General features: G+C 36.0%; 14 protein-coding genes. 10 read left to right on the top strand and 4 right to left on the bottom strand.

What is annotated here, in order from left to right; all coding sequences use genetic code 11:
• Position 1: 1 nt before the first annotated feature.
• The 4 genes from qoxB to QUF91_RS19870 form a co-directional block, all read right to left on the bottom strand.
• Positions 2–1,945: a cytochrome aa3 quinol oxidase subunit I gene (qoxB, locus tag QUF91_RS19885; protein ID WP_285398497.1), complete on the bottom strand. Its 1,944-nt coding sequence runs from the start codon at positions 1,943–1,945 to the stop codon at positions 2–4.
• A gap of 27 nt (positions 1,946–1,972) precedes the next feature.
• On the bottom strand, positions 1,973–2,947 hold the full coding sequence (qoxA, locus tag QUF91_RS19880; protein ID WP_285398496.1) for a cytochrome aa3 quinol oxidase subunit II: 975 nt from the start codon (positions 2,945–2,947) through the stop codon (positions 1,973–1,975).
• Positions 2,948–3,781: 834 nt separating this feature from the next.
• Complete coding sequence (locus QUF91_RS19875) at positions 3,782–4,624, bottom strand: DUF2785 domain-containing protein (protein ID WP_289419124.1); 843 nt, start codon at positions 4,622–4,624, stop codon at positions 3,782–3,784.
• Between the two features lie 374 nt (positions 4,625–4,998).
• Entirely contained in the window at positions 4,999–5,466 is a 468-nt protein-coding gene (locus QUF91_RS19870; protein WP_289419123.1) for a hypothetical protein, read from the bottom strand.
• A gap of 226 nt (positions 5,467–5,692) precedes the next feature.
• On the opposite strand from QUF91_RS19870, the gene QUF91_RS19865 reads away from it, so the two are divergent.
• The 10 genes from QUF91_RS19865 (at position 5,693) to hemA (ending at position 21,931) form a co-directional block, all read left to right on the top strand.
• Positions 5,693–6,682 (top strand): hypothetical protein, encoded by a 990-nt coding sequence (locus QUF91_RS19865; RefSeq protein ID WP_285398493.1) that lies wholly within the window; start codon positions 5,693–5,695, stop codon positions 6,680–6,682.
• A gap of 112 nt (positions 6,683–6,794) precedes the next feature.
• Positions 6,795–8,084, top strand: a complete 1,290-nt coding sequence (gene tig / locus QUF91_RS19860) for a trigger factor (RefSeq protein WP_289419122.1) — start codon at positions 6,795–6,797, stop codon at positions 8,082–8,084.
• Between the two features lie 797 nt (positions 8,085–8,881).
• Positions 8,882–10,153: an ATP-dependent protease ATP-binding subunit ClpX gene (gene clpX, locus QUF91_RS19855; protein ID WP_285398491.1), complete on the top strand. Its 1,272-nt coding sequence runs from the start codon at positions 8,882–8,884 to the stop codon at positions 10,151–10,153.
• Positions 10,154–10,384: 231 nt separating this feature from the next.
• Positions 10,385–12,709 (top strand): endopeptidase La, encoded by a 2,325-nt coding sequence (lon, locus tag QUF91_RS19850; RefSeq protein ID WP_289419121.1) that lies wholly within the window; start codon positions 10,385–10,387, stop codon positions 12,707–12,709.
• Between the two features lie 4 nt (positions 12,710–12,713).
• Positions 12,714–13,295, top strand: a complete 582-nt coding sequence (gene yihA, locus QUF91_RS19845) for a ribosome biogenesis GTP-binding protein YihA/YsxC (RefSeq protein ID WP_285398489.1) — start codon at positions 12,714–12,716, stop codon at positions 13,293–13,295.
• Positions 13,296–13,414: 119 nt separating this feature from the next.
• A complete protein-coding gene (locus QUF91_RS19840; protein WP_285398488.1) occupies positions 13,415–13,588 on the top strand; it encodes a YjfB family protein in 174 nt (57 codons plus the stop codon).
• A 170-nt stretch (positions 13,589–13,758) separates the two neighbouring features.
• The gene (locus QUF91_RS19835; protein WP_285398487.1) at positions 13,759–15,429 is read left to right on the top strand and encodes a hypothetical protein; all 1,671 of its coding nucleotides are present in this window, start codon (positions 13,759–13,761) and stop codon (positions 15,427–15,429) included.
• A gap of 172 nt (positions 15,430–15,601) precedes the next feature.
• Positions 15,602–17,053: an S-layer homology domain-containing protein gene (locus QUF91_RS19830; RefSeq protein ID WP_285398486.1), complete on the top strand. Its 1,452-nt coding sequence runs from the start codon at positions 15,602–15,604 to the stop codon at positions 17,051–17,053.
• Positions 17,054–17,070: 17 nt separating this feature from the next.
• Entirely contained in the window at positions 17,071–19,977 is a 2,907-nt protein-coding gene (locus QUF91_RS19825; RefSeq protein ID WP_285398485.1) for a VWA domain-containing protein, read from the top strand.
• A gap of 589 nt (positions 19,978–20,566) precedes the next feature.
• Positions 20,567–21,931, top strand: coding sequence for a glutamyl-tRNA reductase (gene hemA, locus QUF91_RS19820; protein ID WP_285398484.1), 1,365 nt, complete (start codon positions 20,567–20,569; stop codon positions 21,929–21,931).
• Positions 21,932–22,088: the final 157 nt, after the last annotated feature.

Genomic DNA, 22,088 nt, shown 5'->3' with positions numbered 1-22,088 from the left:
TTTATTTATCACCTCTCAAGCTTTTTTCAGTTGCCATAACTTCTTCAACTGAAATGTAACGACCATGATCTTTTTCAAATGAACGATGTATCATAAAGCCAAATACACATAGCATACTAATGATGGCTGGAGTCCATAAACTAAATACAGCGAAAAATGCTGCAAGGAAGAAGAATCCACTCATCCAGAAAGGTGCGCCAGTGTTGTTAGGCATATGAATTTTTTCGATCTTACCTGCTGTAATATCGCGACCTTCTTTTTTAGCGAACCAGTATTCGTCTAAACGTGAAACAGTCGGAACTACTGCAAAGTTGTATTCAGGTACTGGAGAATGAGTAGCCCATTCTAACGTACGACCATCCCAAACATCTGCTTTTTCATTACGAGGCATATGTTTCCAGCTGTAGTAAATGTTGTATACGATTAACGCGAAGCCGACAGCAAGACCAATTGCTCCGATGAACGATACCATGCTCAATGGACCATATCCAGTTGAAGCAGAGTAAGTGTACATACGACGAGCGTAACCATCTAAACCTAAAATAAATAGAGGGAAGAAAGCTACGTTGAAGCTAATTGCGATAAACCAGAAAGCAATTTTCCCTAGTTTTTCGTTTAATCGGAAACCGAACATTTTTGGCCACCAGTAGTGGTAACCTGCAAGTACACCGAATACTGTACCTGGAATTAATACATAGTGGAAGTGGGCAACTAAGAACATCGTATTATGATATTGATAGTCCGCACTAGACATTGCTAGCATTACCCCTGTTACCCCACCAATTGTGAAGATTGGAATAAAACCAAGTGCATAAAGCATAGGGGTTGTAAATTGTATTTTACCGTGCCTCATTGTGAGCAGCCAGTTAAATATTTTAACCCCTGTCGGAACAGCGATCGCCATTGTTGTAATAGAGAAGAAGCTGTTTACCATAACGCCGTGACCCATTGTATAGAAGTGGTGGGCCCATACTAAGAATGATAGTAACGAAATAACAACCATACTCATAACCATTGATTTATAGCCGTATAAGTTTTTACGTGCAAATGTCGCAATGATTTCTGAGAAAATACCGAATGCAGGTAGGATAACGATATAAACCTCAGGATGTCCCCAAACCCAGAATAGGTTGGCCCAAAGCATGTCCATACCACCATTTTGCATTGCAAAGAATTGTGTACCGAATTGACGGTCAAACATCATTAATGCAAGCGCTACAGTTAATACTGGGAAAGCGAATACGATAATAACGTTTGTAATTAAAATTGACCAACTAAACATTGGCATTTTCATTAATGTCATACCAGGTGCACGCATTTTAATGATTGTCGTGATGAAGTTAACACCAGTCAGTAGCGTACCAATCCCTGATAATTGTAAAGCTAAAGAATAGTAGTTGTTCCCAACAGTTGGACTAAATTCTGTCCCTGCTAGTGGGAAGTAGGCTGTCCAACCAGTATCTGGTGAACCACCAATGATAAATGATAGGTTTAGTAAACCGCAACCAGCAGCAAATAACCAGAAGCTGACTGCATTCAGACGTGGGAAGGCAACGTCACGTGCACCAATTTGTAGTGGGATAACAATGTTCATTAAACCAATTACGAATGGCATTGCCATGAATAAAATCATGATTATACCATGTGTTGTAAAAATCTCATTATAGTGTTGTGCATCAAGAAGTCCATTATCAGGAACTGCAGTTTGTGCACGCATTAACAATGCATCGATACCACCGCGGAATAGCATCAAAAGTGCTGTGGCGATATACATAATACCGATTTTTTTATGGTCAACAGTTGATAGCCAGTTTTTGTAGAAGTAGCCCCATTTTTTGAAATAAGTAAGGCCAACTGCGATAACCACTGCTCCAACTATGATACTAATAGCTGCCCCCATAATCATCGGTTCTTTCAGTGGATGGAAAATTTCTTCCATGCTCATTGGATGCGCTCCTTTCATGTTTAAAAATTAATGTGAATTTGTTTCTTCAGACTTTTCTTGTGAATGATCCTCATGATTCATTTTAGAGTGATCCTCTTGGTTCATTTTAGAATGATCCATTTCATCTTTAGACATGTCCATGTCACTATGATCCATGTCATCCATTTTCATGTCACCGTGTTCCATAGGAGCAGGTCTAAATTCTAAATGTGTAGATGAATAGCTTGAACGACCAACATGTTCAGCAGCTAATAGCTCATCAAATTTTTCTTCTGTTAATGGTTTTTCGTTTGCCTTTACATCGGCAACCCATTTATCGAAGTCTTCTTGTGTCATCGTTTGCGCTTCAAATTCCATTTCAGCAAAACCACGACCGCTGAAGTTAGAGTTACGACCCATGAATGAGCCAACGTCATCTGCTGCAAGGTGAATAGTGTTTACCATGTCACTCATCGCATATTTTTGACCAGCTAACTGAGGAATCCAAAAACTTGTGATTGGTCCGAATGAGTAAAGTTTGAACTCAATTGGACGGTCGGTAGGCATATTAACATAGTTCACAGTTTCGATCCCTTGCTCTGGATAGCTAAAGTGCCATTTCCAGTTAGAGGATGATGCATAAATCACAAGTGGTTCTTTATTGTCATAACCTTCAGGTTGAGACTCAACTGTACTTGTTGTTTTTACTGTAACAACTGCTAAGAATGCTACGATGATAATTGGAATAACTGTCCATATTATTTCAAGTAGATGACTACCCTCTTCGTGAGGAGGCTCATAATCGGCAGGTGTTTTTGAAGCACGGTATTTAGTTAGCATAACTACTAAAAGCACGTACACGACTAGTAATATAAAGGCCATTGTAATAATGGATAAAATAATTGTGTCTGATAATGTTTTGGCATTCGGACCCTTTGTATCAAAGACTGTTAGCGGCTCACAGCCAGTAAGAATTGCTAACACACCAAATGCTAAAAACATTAAGCTTAACTTTTTCTTCATGTTTGTCTCCTTTCTATAAAACGGCTATTCATAAATTTCATGTGTTTGAGTATAGATTCGAATTTATAAATAGTGGGTAAATAAGGTCACCTCTTTTAAGTGTCGTACCAATCAAATAATAAGAAATGCTTACAATGGTATGGTTCAATATGAAACATTGAATCTAGTATTTGATTGGTCTAGTGCAAGCGTTCGCAAAGTTATTAATCTGTGTAATCGATTTGTAGACAATGTGTCATAAATCGACAGAACAAATGTCGTTGTTTGCAACAGTGATTATACGCCTCGTTTGAAAGAAAAAAAATTATTTTGTTATTGAATTAATAGCAAACAGGGGATGAATATGAACATTTTTTGAACAAAAAACGTTATTTCAATATTGGTATTATTATGTTTTATAAAATAAACACTGTTAAAACGTTGAAAATACTGAGTTTATCATCTTTAACTAAGTAAACAGTTTTTTTTGTGAAAATATCATTTCACATTTTAGACGTCAATTTGTAATAAAATCGGCGTCAGTTTAAGGTATTGAATACTTTTTTGTTGCGTTTTTTTAAAAAAAAGAGTAGATGAAAAGCAATAAAAAGTGATAAAAAGGATATATCAGGATGAATTCTCAATGTTAGGAACGAATGGGAAGGATGATTATGGAAACTGATATTAATTATGTTAATATAATTACGCAATTCCATAAGTTGGATTAATTATGTTTTTTCTGAAAAGTAAAAAAGTGTCTCGAAGTAAAAATAGCAAACTAAGAATATTCCTAGTTTGCTGAATTTAGGTTGTGAGGACGAAAATAGAAGTTCTAAGAAGAGAGAATACGAATTTTTACGCTCCGAGCTTTAGCCATTTTGCTACTTGTCCATAGATGGTATTTTGAAGTTTTGGGGCTAGGTTATTCATTTTTAAGGCGAAATACAATGTTTTCATTAAATTTAGTGTGCTTGTACGTCCACTAAAAAATGATTCGTTATAGCCTTGTGTCATTAAATGAATTTCAAATTTATCAAATACTTGCTCGATAAATTCTATTAATGCTTCCTCGGAGTAGTCACAAGCCAATAACGCTTCAACTATATTAACTAAGCGTTCCTCTTCGTCGTTGACAAAGACAGTACCTTTCCAAGAAACAAGTTTCAATGCATGCAAAATTGAAGGTGCATGCTGTAAATCAAACTTAGGGTGTTTAATCGTCATAGCTGCTAAATCGGCACCATGTGCAATACTATGCGCCCAACCCTTGTCTTGAACAAGACCTCTTGTATCTTTTTCCAATAATAAATAACGACCAATCTTTTGAAAGAAAATTTGTAGGCGCTCATCATTTAAGATTAGTAGTTCGGCATCCTTTGCAAGAAGATTTGCTACAAGTAAAGCTGAAAATGAACGTTTAAAGACATGATCTGTCATTTCTTCACCTATGTTTCCGTATAAAAAATCGTCACCTGTTGCTGTATCAAATAAATATTGAAGCTGTTGGTTGCTTAGTAAATTGTCACTGAGTAAATCAATAAAAGTGCGATAAATTAATTGGTCTCGTAATTCTGCATCTGGTGAACCGATGTGCGTTAACATTTCTTGTAGCAACCAATCGCCCTCTTGTAACAAAAATTGTTGGCGCGCTGAGTGTGTCATAGTTGAAAATGATTGTAAAGCATTTTTGATATTCATATGTAATTCCTCCGAAGTTAAGTTAATTCTCTATAAGAGTATTTTTTTCTGTTCCTTATAGATCACTTGTCATTGTAATTACTTTTATAACAACAATGAGCTGGCATAGTAGAAATGCTTATATTGAGCTAGGTCTTTTTATTATAGCGCTTCATCGGTAAATGTGTTGATTTGCAAAGTTTTCTAGTGATATAGGAGTATATTCAGAATGGGAATTCCAGAATCAAGAGAAAGTTGATATGATAGACAAGCAACAAAAATGGATAGACTGATTAAGGAAACCATCTCTGGGTTCATTTCACACCGTATGTGGTGTGAGTCTTCAGCTGAATGAAGATAAAAAGACATACCTATATAAGTATGTCTCGTCCTAGTTATAATATAACGGCTGACTTTATACCGAGCGGCCATTCAGTTAAGGTATTTTGATTGGTTTTTAATTCTACAATAATATTTGCATTTTTTATGACATCGATTAGCCATTCACTATAATGAAGACTCGGCTGGGAGTGTTGTAAGATGCGTTGCATATCTTTTTTGTCGATACTTAGAAGCTTGTAGTTGCATTCAATGTGTACACTTTGGGGAATAATAATAAGTGACTCATGTTGGTGTCCGATGGAAATGGAACCAGGGATGTAACCTTGGATACTTATAATATGTGTAATCGCTTCTTGTGTGTACAAATCAATCTTGGTGCGTGTGAGTATTTCAAATTCAATTGGATAATCCTTTTGATGGGGACCGTCCGCAGTAGAAAATGAAATAACTTTAATTGATAGTGCCTCAAACGTAGGAGAGATGCGACTATCGAATTCACTGACTGTATCCATTAATTGCATATATTCCACTCCTTGTGAAGAAATTGTTCTTATAATAAGGGATGAGTAATAAATGATAGATATTATTAATTATAATACAATTTATTACAAAACGTGGGATATAATGGCTCATCACCAAAAGTAGGGGATGACAACGTATGCCATGTATATAAGTGGAGTTGGACACCTATTAGGAAGCATTTTGATTGATCTAATAAAATGAAATAGTGGTAAAGAGGTGAGGGGAATGACAAAACGAAAAAGGCATGTTATAAAACATGACAATATTGTTGTTTTTCCTGGTGCTGTTCAGACATTAATACGTGAAGGACATATGTATGCGGAAAATTATCAATATGAAGAGGCTGTGGCAAGCTTTGAAAAAGCATTTTTATATGAAGATGGAGATGAATTAGCTTTAAGTGCCTATGCTTTCGCTTTATATGAATTAAAGGCATACGATAAAGTCAAAAATGTTTGTGAGCAATTGCTTGCCATGGGAACGACATTGTATGTGGAAGTAATGGAACTGTATGTTACTGTATGTATGCAGCTAAAGGAATTTCATCAAGTAGAGTCGATTATTACGGCATTGATTGAAGAAAATGCACTTCCGTTAGAAAAGCTTGAGAAATTTGAGCGTTTGAGAAGCTTGAATCAAGAAGTAGCTAAGAATCTCCAAAAAAAAGAGGATGCACAGCGATTGTTAGAAGAGCAAGAATACGAACTGTCGAAGTTTAGTGCATTAACACCAAACGAACAATCTATTCGATTGCATCGCTTAATGGATACGAATGTACGACAATTAAAAACAGATTTGAAAGCTATTATTGAAAGTCCAACGATCCATCCATTTATCCAGAGCTTAGCGCTAATACTATTAGTGGAACAAGAAGTATCAATTGAGATTACTGTTTCAAAATTTAACGAAAAAATGATTATTAATCCTATCAATTTAGTACTACCAAATCAGTTGCCTCAGTATGGGGAAGTGAAAAAAATAATTGAAAATAAATTAGAGCAAGACCCATCGACGTTGGAAATGGTACAATATTTAATGGCAAAGCATGCCATTGTGACATATCCGTTTGAATGGCACCCGTTCGAAGCCGATGATATTGCCTATAGTTATATTGACTTTGTACAATCGATGCTCGGGAAAGTGCAGGAAATGGACTATGAAATCATTGACTTTTTACAAATGTTAGAAAAATTAACGGAACTACATGAAGTATGAAATAAGTTGAAACTATACGCATCTATGTTATACTAAAATGGTTGTCAAAATCGTAGTTACGAATGAATTGTCTAACATTTAAACTTGATTATTTATTTGGAGGTATTTATACATGTCAGCAAAATGGGAAAAACAAGAAGGTAATATCGGTACTCTTACAATTGAAGTACCAGCTGCAGAAGTAGACGCAGCAATGGAACAAGCATTCAAAAAAGTTGTAAAACAAATTAACGTACCAGGTTTCCGTAAAGGTAAAATGCCTCGTAAAATGTTTGAGCAACGCTTTGGTATCGAATCTTTATACCAAGACGCTTTAGAAATCATCGTTCCTGATTCTTATGCGAAAGCTATCGATGAAGCTGGAATTATGCCAGTTGATTACCCAGAAATTTCTGGTACTGAAAACTTCGAACATGGTAAAGATTTCACATTTACTGCTCAAGTAACTGTGAAACCAGAGCCAAAACTTGGTGAGTATAAAGGTTTAGAAGTTACGAAACTTCCAGTAGAAGTTACTGATGAAGAAGTAGAAGCACAAATTCAAGACCAATTAGCTCGTAAAGCTGAGCTTGAAATTAAAGAAGACGAAGCAATCGTAGAAGGCGATACAGCAGTGATCGACTTTGAAGGTTTCGTAGGCGAAGAAGCATTTGAAGGTGGTAAAGGTGAAGACTATCCACTAGAAATCGGTTCAGGTTCATTCATTCCTGGCTTTGAAGAGCAACTTGTAGGTATTAAAACTGGCGAATCAAAAGACGTAGTTGTTACTTTCCCAGAAGAATACCATGCAACAGAATTAGCTGGTAAAGAAGCTACTTTCAAAGTAACTGTAAAAGAAGTTAAAACAAAAGTTCTTCCAGAATTAAACGACGAGTTCGCTAAAGAATTAGACCCAGAAGTTGAAGGCGTTGAAGCTTTACGCGCTAAAATTAAAGAGCAAACTGCTACACAAAAACAAGCAGAATCAGATGCAACTCTTCGTGATGAGTTAGTAGAAAAAGCTGCTGAAAATGCAGAATTCGAAGTACCAGCTGGTATGATTAACTCTGAAACTGATCGTATGTTACAAGAATTTGGTCAACGTTTACAAATGCAAGGTATGAACTTAGACCTTTACTATCAATTCTCAGGTCAATCAGAAGAAGATTTACGCGGACAAATGAAAGACGAAGCAGAAAGCCGTGTACGTGTATCTTTAACACTTGAAGCAATTGCTGAAGCTGAAAAAATTGAAGCAACTGAAGCTGATATCGATGCTGAATTAGAAAAAATGACTGCTCAATTCAACATGACTAAAGAGCAAATTACAGGAGCTTTAGGCGGTACAGCGGTTCTTGAAAATGACATTAAAATTCAAAAAACAGTTGAATTTTTAGTAGAAAACGCTAAAATTACTGAATAAGATTTTTTTGTAACTGGATAGATAAATGAAAACAAGGTACGGCATTAAACCGTGCCTTGTTTTATCACATATATTTTTCTTTAGGTTAAGCTAGATTCCCCTTTAGGTTTAGTTCGACATTAGTTAATTATTATTGATGTTACGACTACTTTCACCGCAAAAAGCATTCTCTCAAAGGAAGTACTTTTTTGAAGAAGGAATTAGTAGAGCCTTTACAATTCTCTTATACATAGTATTGTTTGACTTTTCACACGATGCTAAATTTAACTTTTTCAGCGGGTGTCCAAACATCAGTTGAAAGCATTCAGCAGAGCAGAGCTTAGTTTTTTATCTTCATTCAGTGGATGTCCAAACATCTACTGAATGAAGATAAAAAATGTCTGATCTCTTCCAAACGAGAAACAATGCTCTGAAGTTTTAAACTATATAGCAAATACATCCTCTTGCTGAATGAAGTAAGCCTCTGGCGAATGTAAAAGATTTTAAAGAAATGCAAGTTGCTCATTAGAGTAGCTGTCGCTTGTACTTAAGAGCTTGACGTAAGCTCTCTGGTTGCTACGAGTTTCTGAAGAACGAGTGAGTTACACATGCTTAGAAATAAAAGGTATAATTGTAAATTCGTCGAGTTAAATAATTGTAGCTTTGCGGTAAATATTAGTGTTTCCGCACTATGCATGTCGTAAATATATTTTAAAATCTCGAACCATAAACGCTGTGGTGTAAATGGGTGCAGACAATTTATTTGATAAAGATTCAATAATCTTGTAAGATTGTTGCTTGAATAGGGGTGAAACATATTGTTCAAATTTAATGATGAAAAAGGAAATTTAAAATGCTCATTCTGTGGAAAGCCACAAGAACAGGTGCGTAAATTAGTTGCAGGTCCTGGTGTTTATATTTGTGATGAATGTATCGAGCTTTGTTCAGAAATCGTTGTAGAAGAGCTGGGCGTTGAAGAGGAAATTGAATTTCAAGATATTCCAAAACCGAAAGAAATCTTAGCGATTTTAAATGAGTATGTAATTGGACAAGAACGTGCTAAAAAAGCTTTAGCAGTTGCGGTTTACAATCACTACAAACGCATTAATACAAATAGTAAAATTGATGATGTAGAATTAGCAAAATCGAACATTGTGTTAATCGGCCCAACTGGTAGCGGTAAAACTTTATTAGCTCAAACATTGGCGCGTATACTAAACGTTCCTTTTGCTATTGCGGATGCTACTTCTCTAACGGAAGCGGGCTATGTAGGTGAGGACGTTGAAAATATTTTATTAAAATTAATTCAATCGGCAGATTACGATATTGAGCGTGCTGAAAAAGGAATCATCTATATTGATGAAATCGATAAAGTTGCACGTAAATCTGAAAATCCATCTATTACGCGTGATGTTTCTGGTGAAGGTGTACAACAAGCCCTTCTTAAAATTTTAGAAGGAACAGTTGCGAGTGTCCCACCACAAGGCGGACGTAAGCATCCTCACCAAGAATTTTTACAAATCGATACTACAAACATCTTATTCATTGTTGGTGGCGCGTTTGATGGAATAGAATCCATTATTAAACGCCGTCAGGGTGAAAAAGTAATTGGCTTTGGTTCAGATCCAAGCAAAATCGATGCGGATGAAGGCTCAATTATGGCAAAGTTGATTCCAGAGGATTTGTTGAAATTTGGTTTAATACCAGAATTCATTGGTCGATTACCAGTACTTGCGAGTCTAGAGCAATTAAACGAGGCTGCGCTTATACAAATTTTAACGGAGCCTAAAAATGCACTTGCCAAGCAATATCAAAAAATGCTTGAACTCGATGGTGTTGAGCTTGAGTTTGATGAAGGTGCCCTTGCTGAAATTGCAAAAGAAGCAATTGAACGTAAAACAGGTGCACGCGGTCTTCGTTCAATTATTGAGTCAACAATGCTTGATGTAATGTACGAATTACCTTCACGTGAAGACGTGAAAAAATGTATCATTACTGCAAAAACAATTACGGATAAAGAAAAACCGAAATTGCTTCTTGAAGATGGCACTGAACTCGATGAAGGTAGCGACACTAAAACTTCAGCATAACGAACAGGCGTTGCTGTCTATTGTTATGAGATAAAGAGTAATTTAGCTGACTTCGATTGTGCAATATTCGCACATATCGACAGTCAGCTTTTTATTCATTCGTACATAAAGCTGACTGTAATTAGATGAAATTTTTGGCTCGCTTGATAAACTAGTGTGAATCGGCTTTTTAGACACATACTAGTAACGCGGGATGTGAACAAGAAAATTTTGACGGAGGTGAATACCCGCATGGTGACAATACAAAAAACAACAAATGTACCATTATTGCCTTTACGTGGACTTTTAGTATACCCGTCGATGGTGTTACATATTGATGTGGGTAGAAATCGTTCTGTAGCAGCGCTAGAACAAGCAATGTTAGAGGACCAATTGATAGTATTGGTAACACAAAAAGAGATGCATGATGAACAGCCTGAAGAGCAAGATTTATATACAATTGGTACGATTGCATATGTCAAACAGATGCTAAAATTACCGAATGGAACACTGCGTATTTTAGTGGAAGGTGTAGCACGTGCTACATGGAGTAACTATCAAGCGTTGGAAAAATATACGGTTGTTGACATCGATGTTAAAGAGGAAACGATCGATAAGGATGTTGAAACACAGGCTTTAATGCGTACGTTGTTAACGTATTTCGAAAAATACGCGAAAGCCTCCAATAAGATAACAACTGAAACCATTAGTACTGTTGCAGATATTGAAGAGCCAGGACGTTTAGCAGACATCATTGCATCACATTTGCCATTTAAGATTGCTGATAAACAAGAAGTATTGGAGATGCTCAATGCCAAGAAACGTTTAGATCATTTAATTATTCGTTTGCATGATGAGCAAGAAGTGCTTGATCTTGAGAAGAAAATTAATTCAAAAGTTAAGCAATCTATGGAACGTACGCAAAAAGAATATTATTTACGTGAACAAATGAAAGCTATTCAAACAGAGCTAGGAGATCGTGAAGGAAAAACTGGTGAAGTAGCTGAATTACGTAAGCGTATTGATGAAATAGGAATGCCTGAATCAACGAAGGAAGCAGTGCTTAAAGAGTTAGATCGCTATGAAAAGTTACCAGCAGCTAGTGCAGAAAGTGGCGTAATCCGAAATTACATTGATTGGATTGTATCACTACCATGGACAAATGCGACTGAGGATCGCATGAATATCGAACATGCAGAGAATATTTTAAATCGTGATCATGACGGATTAGAAAAAGTAAAAGAACGAATATTAGAATATTTAGCTGTACGTCAGTTGAAACAATCGTTACGTGGTCCAATATTATGTTTAGCTGGCCCTCCTGGTGTCGGTAAAACGTCATTAGCTCGATCTATTGCAGAAAGCTTGGATCGCAATTTTTACCGTCTTTCATTAGGTGGGGTACGTGACGAATCAGAAATTCGAGGTCATCGTCGTACGTATGTTGGGGCTATGCCGGGCCGTATTATCCAAGGTATGAAAAAGGCAGGGACGATTAATCCTGTGTTTTTACTAGACGAAATTGATAAAATGTCTAATGATTTCAGGGGTGATCCTGCAGCAGCAATGCTTGAAGTTTTAGATCCAGCCCAAAACAATACATTTAGTGATCATTACATCGAAGAACCTTATGATTTATCAAATGTATTATTTATTGCAACTGCCAATGATTTAAGTTCAATCCCAGGGCCGTTACTAGATCGTATGGAAGTAATTTCAATTGCCGGCTATACAGAAATTGAAAAGGTGCAAATTACGAAAAATCATTTAATACCAAAACAATTAAAAGAGCATGGCTTGAAAAAAACGCAGGTTATCATTAAAGATGAAGCGGTAGTAGATATTATTCGTTATTATACACGTGAAGCAGGTGTCCGAGGACTAGAGCGTCAAATCGCAACTCTATGTCGTAAAATCGCTAAGATTATCGTTTCTGGTGAGAAAAAACGAGTAACCGTTAACTCAAAGTTATTAGAAGAGTTAATTGGCAAACATCGCTTCCGTTATGGACAAGCAGAGAAGGAAAATCAAGTCGGGGTAGCTACTGGGCTTGCTTATACAACTGTGGGTGGTGATACATTACAAATTGAGGTATCATTAACACCTGGTAAAGGAAAATTGCAGCTAACTGGGAAACTAGGCGATGTCATGAAGGAATCTGCTCAAACGGCTTTATCGTATGTTCGTACAAAGATGGAAGAGCTAAAAGTGGATGCAGAATATTTTGAAACACATGATATTCATATTCACGTTCCTGAAGGAGCTGTACCAAAAGATGGACCTTCTGCAGGTATTACAATGGCAACCGCAATTGTTTCCGCAATTTTACTTCGTCCAATACGTCGTGAGGTTGGCATGACGGGTGAGATTACATTACGCGGGCGTGTGTTGCCGATTGGTGGCTTAAAGGAAAAAACACTCAGTGCACATCGAGCAGGCTTAACGACAATTATTTGTCCAAAAGATAATGAGCGAGATATTGAGGATATTCCTGAAAGTGTACGCGAACAACTAACATTTAAACTAGTGTCATCGGCTGACGAAGTATTAGCCCATGCACTGGACGGAGGTTTTTAAGAAAATGAAAGTCCATAATGTCGAAATGGTCATAAGTGCTGTAAGACCGGACCAATATCCAGAAGATGGACTGCCAGAATTTGCACTAGCCGGTCGTTCAAATGTAGGGAAATCTTCCTTCATTAACCGAATGATCGGTCGTAAAGCTTTAGCACGTATTTCTTCTAAGCCCGGAAAAACACAAACACTGAATTTTTACAAAATCGAGGAGCAATTGTTTTTCGTAGATGTTCCGGGCTATGGTTATGCAAAGGTTTCAAAGACTGAGCGTGAAGCATGGGGGAAAATGATTGAGCGCTATCTCACAGGGCGTAATGAATTAAAGGCAGTCGTACAAATTATTGATTTGCGTCATCCCCCTACAGATGATGATTGCATGATGTATGATTTTTTAAAGCATTACAATATTCCTTGTATTGTCATTGCAACAAAGGCAGATAAAATTCCAAAAGGTAAATGGGATAAGCATAAAAAAATCGTGAAAGAAACGTTGGATATGGCGAAAACTGATCCAATTATTGTTTTTTCTTCAGAAAAAGGGATTGGCTTTGAAGAAGCTTGGCGTACGATCGAAAATAAAATGTAATAAAAGAACATCTATTGCGTCTAATATTTAGGACAGTAGATGTTTTTTTGTTTAAAAATGGAGAAAATCGCTTGATGATTGAAACATTTGACCGATAAATCAGATAGGAGGTGGACTATATGGATATCGCGGCTTTATCAATTGCAATGAACCAAACGACTTTAATGCAAAATGTATCGCTAGCTGTAACAAAGCAAGCTATGGATATGCAACAACAAAATTCAGAACAGTTAGTTGAAATGTTAGATGCTCCACATCCGACATCCGGACATACAATTGACATTCAAGTGTAATGGGGGGAAAAGGTAGCTTGAATTTAGAAGCTACCTCTATCTTTATGTCTAATGGTAGCTGTTATAAAGAAAGTACAATGCGCTAAATTGTAACTTTTTGACTAGGAAAAACTACCAATAGTACGATATACTATTTATAAATAACCAAATTTTAAAGGAGGCGGGATTTGTTGAAGAAGGTTTCATACATACTACTGATTTTATTTCTAACGGTTCTCGGATTTTCATCAAGTCAAACAGCTAATGCTGCGCAAATGGTGACTGGGACTTTTGTTGATGTAACATTTTCAGAATATGCAAATTCTAACGGAGTAGTAGAAAAAAAGCTTAGTAAAATTACTTTGCAAAATGATAGCGGTCAGACAATAACATACAATATAAATGATAATGCCCGCTTGTATATTAATAATACAGTAACAACAATTGAAGGCTTTAAGATGGGGATGAAAGTAGAAGCGGATATTTCCCTTCGAAGTGTTGTTGAGCTTCGAGGTACTTCCAATATTACAACAGAAAAAGAAACAGAAAAAGAAACTACACCAGTTGGACAAAATGCTAAAAAAATTGCTGGAGTAGTGACAAGTATTGATCCAAATGGGTTATTCATTACGATGAAGCCAGATATTGGGGGGGAAACAACCTACTATATAAATAAAGATACAAGCTATCAAAAGAACTCTTCGGCTGTAGATATTAGTGCACTGTACGTAGGGGATCGTGTAAAGCTTAATCTTAAAAATCAAAACACATCTATTGTCACAAAAATAGAAATTAGTGAGACAGGTACATTAGTTGAAAACCTTTATAAAGGTGAAATACAAGCAGTTAATGCCAATACAAATAAGTTAACTGTCAAAAATCAAAATGCATTTGTAAATTGGCAATTTGGCTCAAGCACATCAACAGCTTTATCAACGATGGATTTTTCATCAAAGGTACCTATTTATGTTGGAAATACAAAGATTGAAAAAGGTCAGCTGAAAAATTACATTGGTAGTGAAGCATACTATGCGACCGTTAAACAATTCGGTAAAGAAGTCATTGAGAAGATCGTTGTTTTGAAAAATAACGAGCGAACGTATTATGAGCCTATGCTTTCTGTCGATACAGACTATCAATTATTAAAACTTAAATCGGCAGGTACATTGTACTTCCACGATGGAACGATATTAATTCGAAATGGTCGTTTAATCGAGCCTACTGGATTGATGGCTTATGGTACGGCATTTGTTGTTTCAGATGGTGCTGCACGCGATCATTATGCACAAGTTGTACAAGTGACAAGTGATAGCTTTATGTCACCAAACTTAGCAGGTCATGAATTATATTATGGACGTTTATCACAAGCGGACGGCTATTTAATTGAAATTGATGACGCAATGAAGATTGAGTCAAATGTTTTCAAGAAAACAGATCGTACTGTACTATCAGTTAGTAATTCAACGAAGGCAATAGTCGATGATGGCAACAAAATATATAGTGTAGTTCCTGATATTGAGCTTCATTTATCTGAAGGTGAATATGGTTATTTCTATGTGAAAGATGGACATGTACAGGCTCTTCATATTCTTAATAAAGCTAAGCCTGTTGCACCATTGATGTTAACTGGTAAACTACAGTCAGTAAAATCGACTTATCCAGCTACGATTAATGTAAAGAGCGTTAGTCAATGGCAAAATGGCCGTTGGTATGAAGCTGGGGAAATGATGGATATGAACATTAACCAAGCTACGATTATTAAAGCTGGTAAAGTAATTCAGCCATCTGATTTAAAACCATCTGATCGTTTAGTAGTATTATCGGATCGTTTTGTCAAAGCTCATTTTATATTAGTTGATTAAAAAAATAGAATCTGCAAATCTTCTGCAAATAGTATGCTCAATTTTAGCTACGTAAAATGCTTGAGCGTACTTGCAGAAGACGAGCAGATTTTAAACTTGATTTGAATAACATATTTGACAACTTTGTATATGAACTATGCATTTGAATGAAAGAGAGGGGACACAACAACGAATGCGAAAATATTTATCTAAATTAATGTTAGTTGTTCTTGCTTTTGTACTTATTGGAGTTACTAAACCAGTAAATGCATCAGCTGCCACATTAGAAACAACAGGTGCAGTAAAAAATGAATATACATATGAGGAAGCTGTTTTTCTTACAGGAACACCTATTATATTTAAAGGCACTAGTAAAGACATTAAAATCACACAAAAAGAATCTAAAGGAAAGTTAACTGAAACACATAGTTTAAAGTTAACAGCAAGTAACGGTGCTACACTGACAAGAAATATTGCATATGAATCAGATGTAGTGGATCATGCTTCGATTGGTCAAAAGACATCTAATGGTGTAGTGAAAAAATATACAGAGAAAATTGTCGTTGGGAAAACTACATACACATTGGTAGATTACCAATTTTCTCAAGGCACAGTAACGGACAATCGCGCAGCCTCTGATTATTACTCAGGCAATGTAATTTCGAGAAAAACATATGCTTATCAGACTGGGACTGGGAAAAATACAGTCAATAATACTATAACGATTGATACTGATAGTCGTCATGCTGGCTATGAAAACTTCTGGGGAGCAACAGAAACGCAAATTACAGAAGCTGTATATAATTATAGTGATGGAAAGACAAGCCATGTGAAAAATCGTTTATCTACAAGCAAATCACGTGTACTAAACTATGAAGAAAACCTAGGGAGTTTAGGGAGCTTTGACGGTGGTTATGCGGTTGTCAGTGAAAAGGATGTTATTTCTGAATATACGTATGATTTAGGCTCTGGACAAAAAGGTAAAGTTGACTTAGGCAAAGAATATATGCCAACAATTGAACGTTTAATCATTCCAAAGTTCCGTGATTTAACAAATCATTACGCTAAGAATGCTATTGAAAAATTATACTCTTTAGGTATTTACTCTGATGCAAGTAACTTCTTCTCACCAAATACACCAATGAAGAGAATTGATTTTACTACGGCAATTGGTAAGGCAGTTGACTTGCGCGTTATGGAAGATAATAAATCGAAAAAAACAACGGCTACAAGTGTGTTTAAAGATGTGAAACGTTCTACAAAAGATTATGCCTATATTGAATCTGCAGTCAATAAAGGAATTATTAAAGGTGTGACGCCAGAGTATTTTAAACCAGATAATCCAATTACACGTGCCCAAGCCGCTACGATTTTTGTTCGTGCATTAGGGCTTGAAAACAAAGCACCAGACCCAGGTTATGTAACAAAATTTACGGATGATGCGCAAATTCCATCATACGCTAAAGATGGTATTTACATTGCGAATGAATTAGGTTTAATGAATGGTGACCCTGTAACAGGTCGATTTAATCCAAACCAACCGTTAACGCGAGCACAAGCATCTGTAGTGCTGGAACGTTTCTTAAATTATTTAGAAAACGACTTAAAACAAAACTATCGCGATGACATCTTGTTCTTTAACTAAAGAAAGGACTGAAACAAATGACATATGCTAAAAAGGCATTAATATCACTGCTTTGTTTTGTATTAGTCTTAGTGACAGCAACTCCAGCTGTTACTCAGGCAGCTACGACAATTAATGATGTACCAACAAATAGTAGTAAATATAAAGCTATTTCATGGGCAGTTGATAATGATTTACTTTCATTGAATAACGCTAATAATTTTTTACCTAATGAACAGATAACTGAGCGAGAGCTTGTAGTAATGTTTGCAAAGCTTGATAAAAACTATGCACTAACATATAACGACAGTGTAGCCTATAATTTTTATAGTGATTTTTATTTACCGTTTAGTGGTACCTACACTACGGCTAATCGTTCAAAAGCTGTTACACGAGGACAGTTTGCACGTATATATGCTGCATTTAAAGGCTTAGATTTAGATGAGCCTCAGGCAGTTCAATATTTATACACTAACGATATTTCAACAGGAAGCACTGGCAAAAAGACATTTGCCGATTTTAATCCTTCTACAAAGCTAACTCGTGGAGATATTGCTGAATTTTTATACCGCGGTGTGCAAAGCGGCAATTTTGCTGTACAAGGGTTAAAACGTGCTGCAACAGGTCATGATAACGATAAAATTACTTTACCTGCTGGCTTTATGGGCTCAAATAGCGCCGACTTTGAAGTGCCAAAGGATAACTCCGGTGATTTTACTGGACCAAAATATGTTAATAATGCACTACAAAGTATCGAAGTTGAAAAACCAGATTTAATCGCAAATGATCAAGATTCAACGCTAATTACTGTATCTTTAAAGACTTGTAATGGAGATCCAATTCCTGATGATAAGTCTTACACATTCCGTGTAACTTCATCATATGGCGCAAAAATAGTTGACACATCTGGCGAAGCTGTTCGCAATGTACAATCAGACGGCTCAACTGTATCTGCTATTGTTATTGCACCTAAACTAACAAAATCTGTACGTGATACAATTTCGTTTGAACTTATTAACAACACAGACCCTGCTATGAAATGTCTTGTAGGTGAAAAACTAAATGCGCAGGTACGTTACTCACCTCAGCCAGAAATGCGCATTGATTACCAAGTGTATGATCCGGCAAATACTGATGATAATGGAAGTGTAACGCCTCCATATGTACCGTTTGAAAAATTACCGGAGTTCTTTACAGAAAACATCATTAACGTCCATTGGATTGATCCAGAAGAAAAGCTATTTAGTATTGGACAACAAACAAATGTAACGAATGCTTTAGGTCAAGTAGAAAATACTTATTTACAATATGGTGGCAGTGATAAAAAATATCCTGCACTAAGTTATAAAAATGCCATTTTACAATTTGAAAACTACAATATTTCAGTTTGGCTATTTGAAACGATTATTAAACAACGCTTAAAAGATTCTGTTAATGATAAAAAGACGATTGAAATTATGTATATGATTTCAGATGATGGGCGTCCGATTTATCGTATTCAAGGAATTGATGATGCGATTGCCTCACAGGTTGAGAACATTAACCCAGTTGGTTCTATTATTCAACTAATGAAATATATGCCAGAGGAAAAGCAGCTGACGCTAGAACATTATGATAGTGTGATGAAAATTTATGCTATTTATACAAGCTTGAGTAACTATGATCGAACAGTATTATTAAAATACCAAGGTGGTAAATTACTCGGTCAAGTAGAAGCCTATAAAAAACGAGTGGAAGCATTAAAGGAAAGTGCGGATGCGGCGTCAAGACCGTCTGGAAAAGATCGTTATACAAAAGTAATGGTTACATTAGTGAGACCAGGTGGAGAACCTATTACTGACTATCAAGGAACAGTAAAAATTAAATTTAACGGTGTTGAGAAAACAGCTTCATTTGTTACAAATACCTCAGATTATCTAGATAAAACAGGTGGACCTGGAACAGCTGTAGCTTACTTCGACTCAATCATTTATGGAAAATCTAAAGTTGAAGCAACGCTAGTAAATAAAATTGATCCTCGTTATGCAACAATATTGAAGGATCTAAAAGATAAAACAGTTACGAAGGAAATTTTCACTAATCCTTACTTCAGTAAAAATTCGTGTTCATTAGCAACAGAGGTTGCATACGTAGTTGATTACTCTGCTTCTATGAAAGCTAGTGACCAGTCGAATTATCGTGGTAAGAAAATGATTGACGTAATCGAACAACTAAAGGCTAAAAACAATATTGTTATTGAAACTAATACAAAAGCTACTGTACTTGGAGAAGGCAGTACTGAAAATGTATTGAAAAAAGATCTTTATAAAGCATCGAAAGAGAAGGGTGCTACAGATATTTTTGCAGGTGTAGAACTAGCACTGTCTAAATTCTCAAATGATTCGAAGACGTCGAAATCTATCATTGTCGTATCAGATGGTAAGACAAGTAAATCGAAGATGACAAAAGTACTGAACGATGCGAAGAAACAAGGCGTTAAAGTTTATACAGTAAGTATGGGCAAAAAATCACAAGTCAATGATGCGATTTTAACGCAGTTGGCTGCTGAAACTGGTGGCGCTTATTATCACGCGAATGATAATTTACAATTACATCAAGTATTCCAAAAAATTATTGACTCAATTTTATGTAAAACATCTTCTTCAAGTTGCGTAAATCCTGAAGATTTATTTGAAGAAGCGACTGTTACATTACGCAAAGGCAATATTACAATGAATGCTAGAATTGATGGAAATTGTTCAAATGTTGCAAAGGTAAATGTACGTTTCACTTCCATAAGTGGTGATGTGCAATTTGAATTGACGAAGCGTAGTGATAATGTCTATATGCTAACAAAACCAGTTCAAACAATGCAGGACTTCAAAGTGAATGATGAAATTGAATTTGTAGCATATGATAAAGACGGTAAAATCATTGCTATAAAAACTGCGACAATAACAAATTAATAGATAAAAGTTATTTTTAGTGGCTGGGACATAACTGGCCAAAACCTAAAAAGTGCGAGAAATCAATTAAGAAACGTTGATTTCTCGCGCTTTTTTGATGTTAAAATTTAGTGTTGCATGAAGATAGATGTTGATATTGTTCAAAAGTTGGTCGATAAATCGATAAAGTTGGTCGATAAACAATCAAAAGTTCTCGACAAATCTCAAAACTGCAGCTCATTAAAGAGTTCTATTGTTGCCGTTGTGCTCCGCTCCAATTTCGCTGCAGAAAAAAAGCAAAGCGACAGTAACAAATGTTTTATGTAGCGAAAGCGAAGCGGCAGCGGCAAAGCGACCGGTCGGAACGGAAATCAACCACACGTTTTGGGAATGAACCATTAAAATTAATCAATTCTGTCCTTTAAAGACAATGTTCTGAACAAACATTAAATTTGAAACAAGACGTATAATTTGATACACTTAGTTTATAATAATTCTAATGTAGGTGTCGGGTTGCAGTTCTTCATGACATGTTCACAAATAATAGATGAACTCTTGTCGAACTGTGCTATAATGAGATTTATGAATTAGAATGTGTGAGGTGTTATTCATGCATGCCATCGTAGTAGGCTTGAATTATAAAACAGCGCCAGTTGAAATTCGTGAAAAGTTATCATTCATAGAGAGTGAACTACCACAGGCAATGGAAGCGCTACAAAAACAAAAAAGTATTTTAGAAAATGTGATTGTTTCGACATGTAACCGCACAGAGATTTATGCAGTAGTTGACCAATTGCATACTGGACGTCATTTTGTAAAACAATTTTTAGCAAATTGGTTCGACCTACCTGTAGAATCATTTTCTTCATATTTAACAATTCGTGAAGAAGATGAGGCAATCGAGCATTTATTTAAAGTGACAGCTGGCATTGATTCGATGGTACTTGGCGAAACTCAAATTTTAGGACAAGTAAAGAAAAGCTTCTTAAGTGGACAAGAGATTGGAACAACAGGAACGGTATACAATCAGCTATTTAAACAAGCGGTGACATTTGCGAAGCGTGCACATAATGAAACGGCTATCGGTGAGAACGCGGTATCAGTCTCTTATGCAGCAGTTGAATTAGCAAAGAAAATATTCGGATCTTTAAAACGTAAACATGTGGCAATTTTAGGTGCAGGAAAAATGGGAGAACTTGCTATTGAGAACCTTTACGGTAGCGGCGTTGGTAAAGTAACTGTTATTAACCGTACGTTCGAAAAAGCAGAAAGTCTAGCAGCTAAATTCCACGGTGAAGCAAAATCAATGAAGGAACTACAATGTTCGTTATTAGAAGCAGATATTTTAATTACCTCTACAGGTGCAACAGATTATGTTATTGACTATGAATTGATGGAATTTGTTGAACGTTTGCGTAAAGGTAAACCATTATTTGTCGTAGATATTGCAGTTCCACGTGATATTGATCCACGTGTTGGAGACTTACCAAACGTTTTCTTATATGATATAGATGATTTACAAGGCATCGTTGAAGCAAACTTAGCTGAGCGTGAACGCGCTGCGGCTGATATTACTTCAATGATTGGCAAAGAGGTTACACAATTTAAAGATTGGGTTGCGACTCTTGGCGTTGTCCCTGTCATCTCGGCTTTACGTAAAAAAGCGAGTCGTATTCAAGAAGAAACAATGATTAGTATCGAAAATAAAATGCCAGATTTAACGGATCGAGAACGTAAAATTTTAAGTAAGCATACAAAGTCTATTATTAATCAATTGTTAAAAGAACCAATTTTACAAGCTAAGGAAATGGCAAATTCATCAAAAGCAAATGAACAGTTACGTTTATTCCAACAAATTTTCGGTATTGAAGATGCTGTGGAAGCTGAAATTAATGCAATGACAAAGCAAGAGCTTGAACGCAAAGAACACTTACAGTCATCACAATCTTCTACTGAACCAAAGTACTCTTTCTAAAGATGTCTAAGTGTTCGTGGTGCAACTTTAGAATTAATAGTTGTTCCTTTGAGTTTTTTCCCGCGAACGAGATTTTCTACTGATATTAATTGAGGCGTTTTCGTATCTGTATGGTAAACTAAGGATACGAAAACGTTTTTTTTTCTAGGCTAAAGTA

Source organism: Lysinibacillus sp. G4S2 (assembly GCF_030348505.1).
Classification (GTDB): domain Bacteria; phylum Bacillota; class Bacilli; order Bacillales_A; family Planococcaceae; genus Lysinibacillus.
The sequence above is the reverse complement of the archived record's forward strand: the minus strand, read 5'-3'. Positions and strand labels throughout refer to the sequence as shown.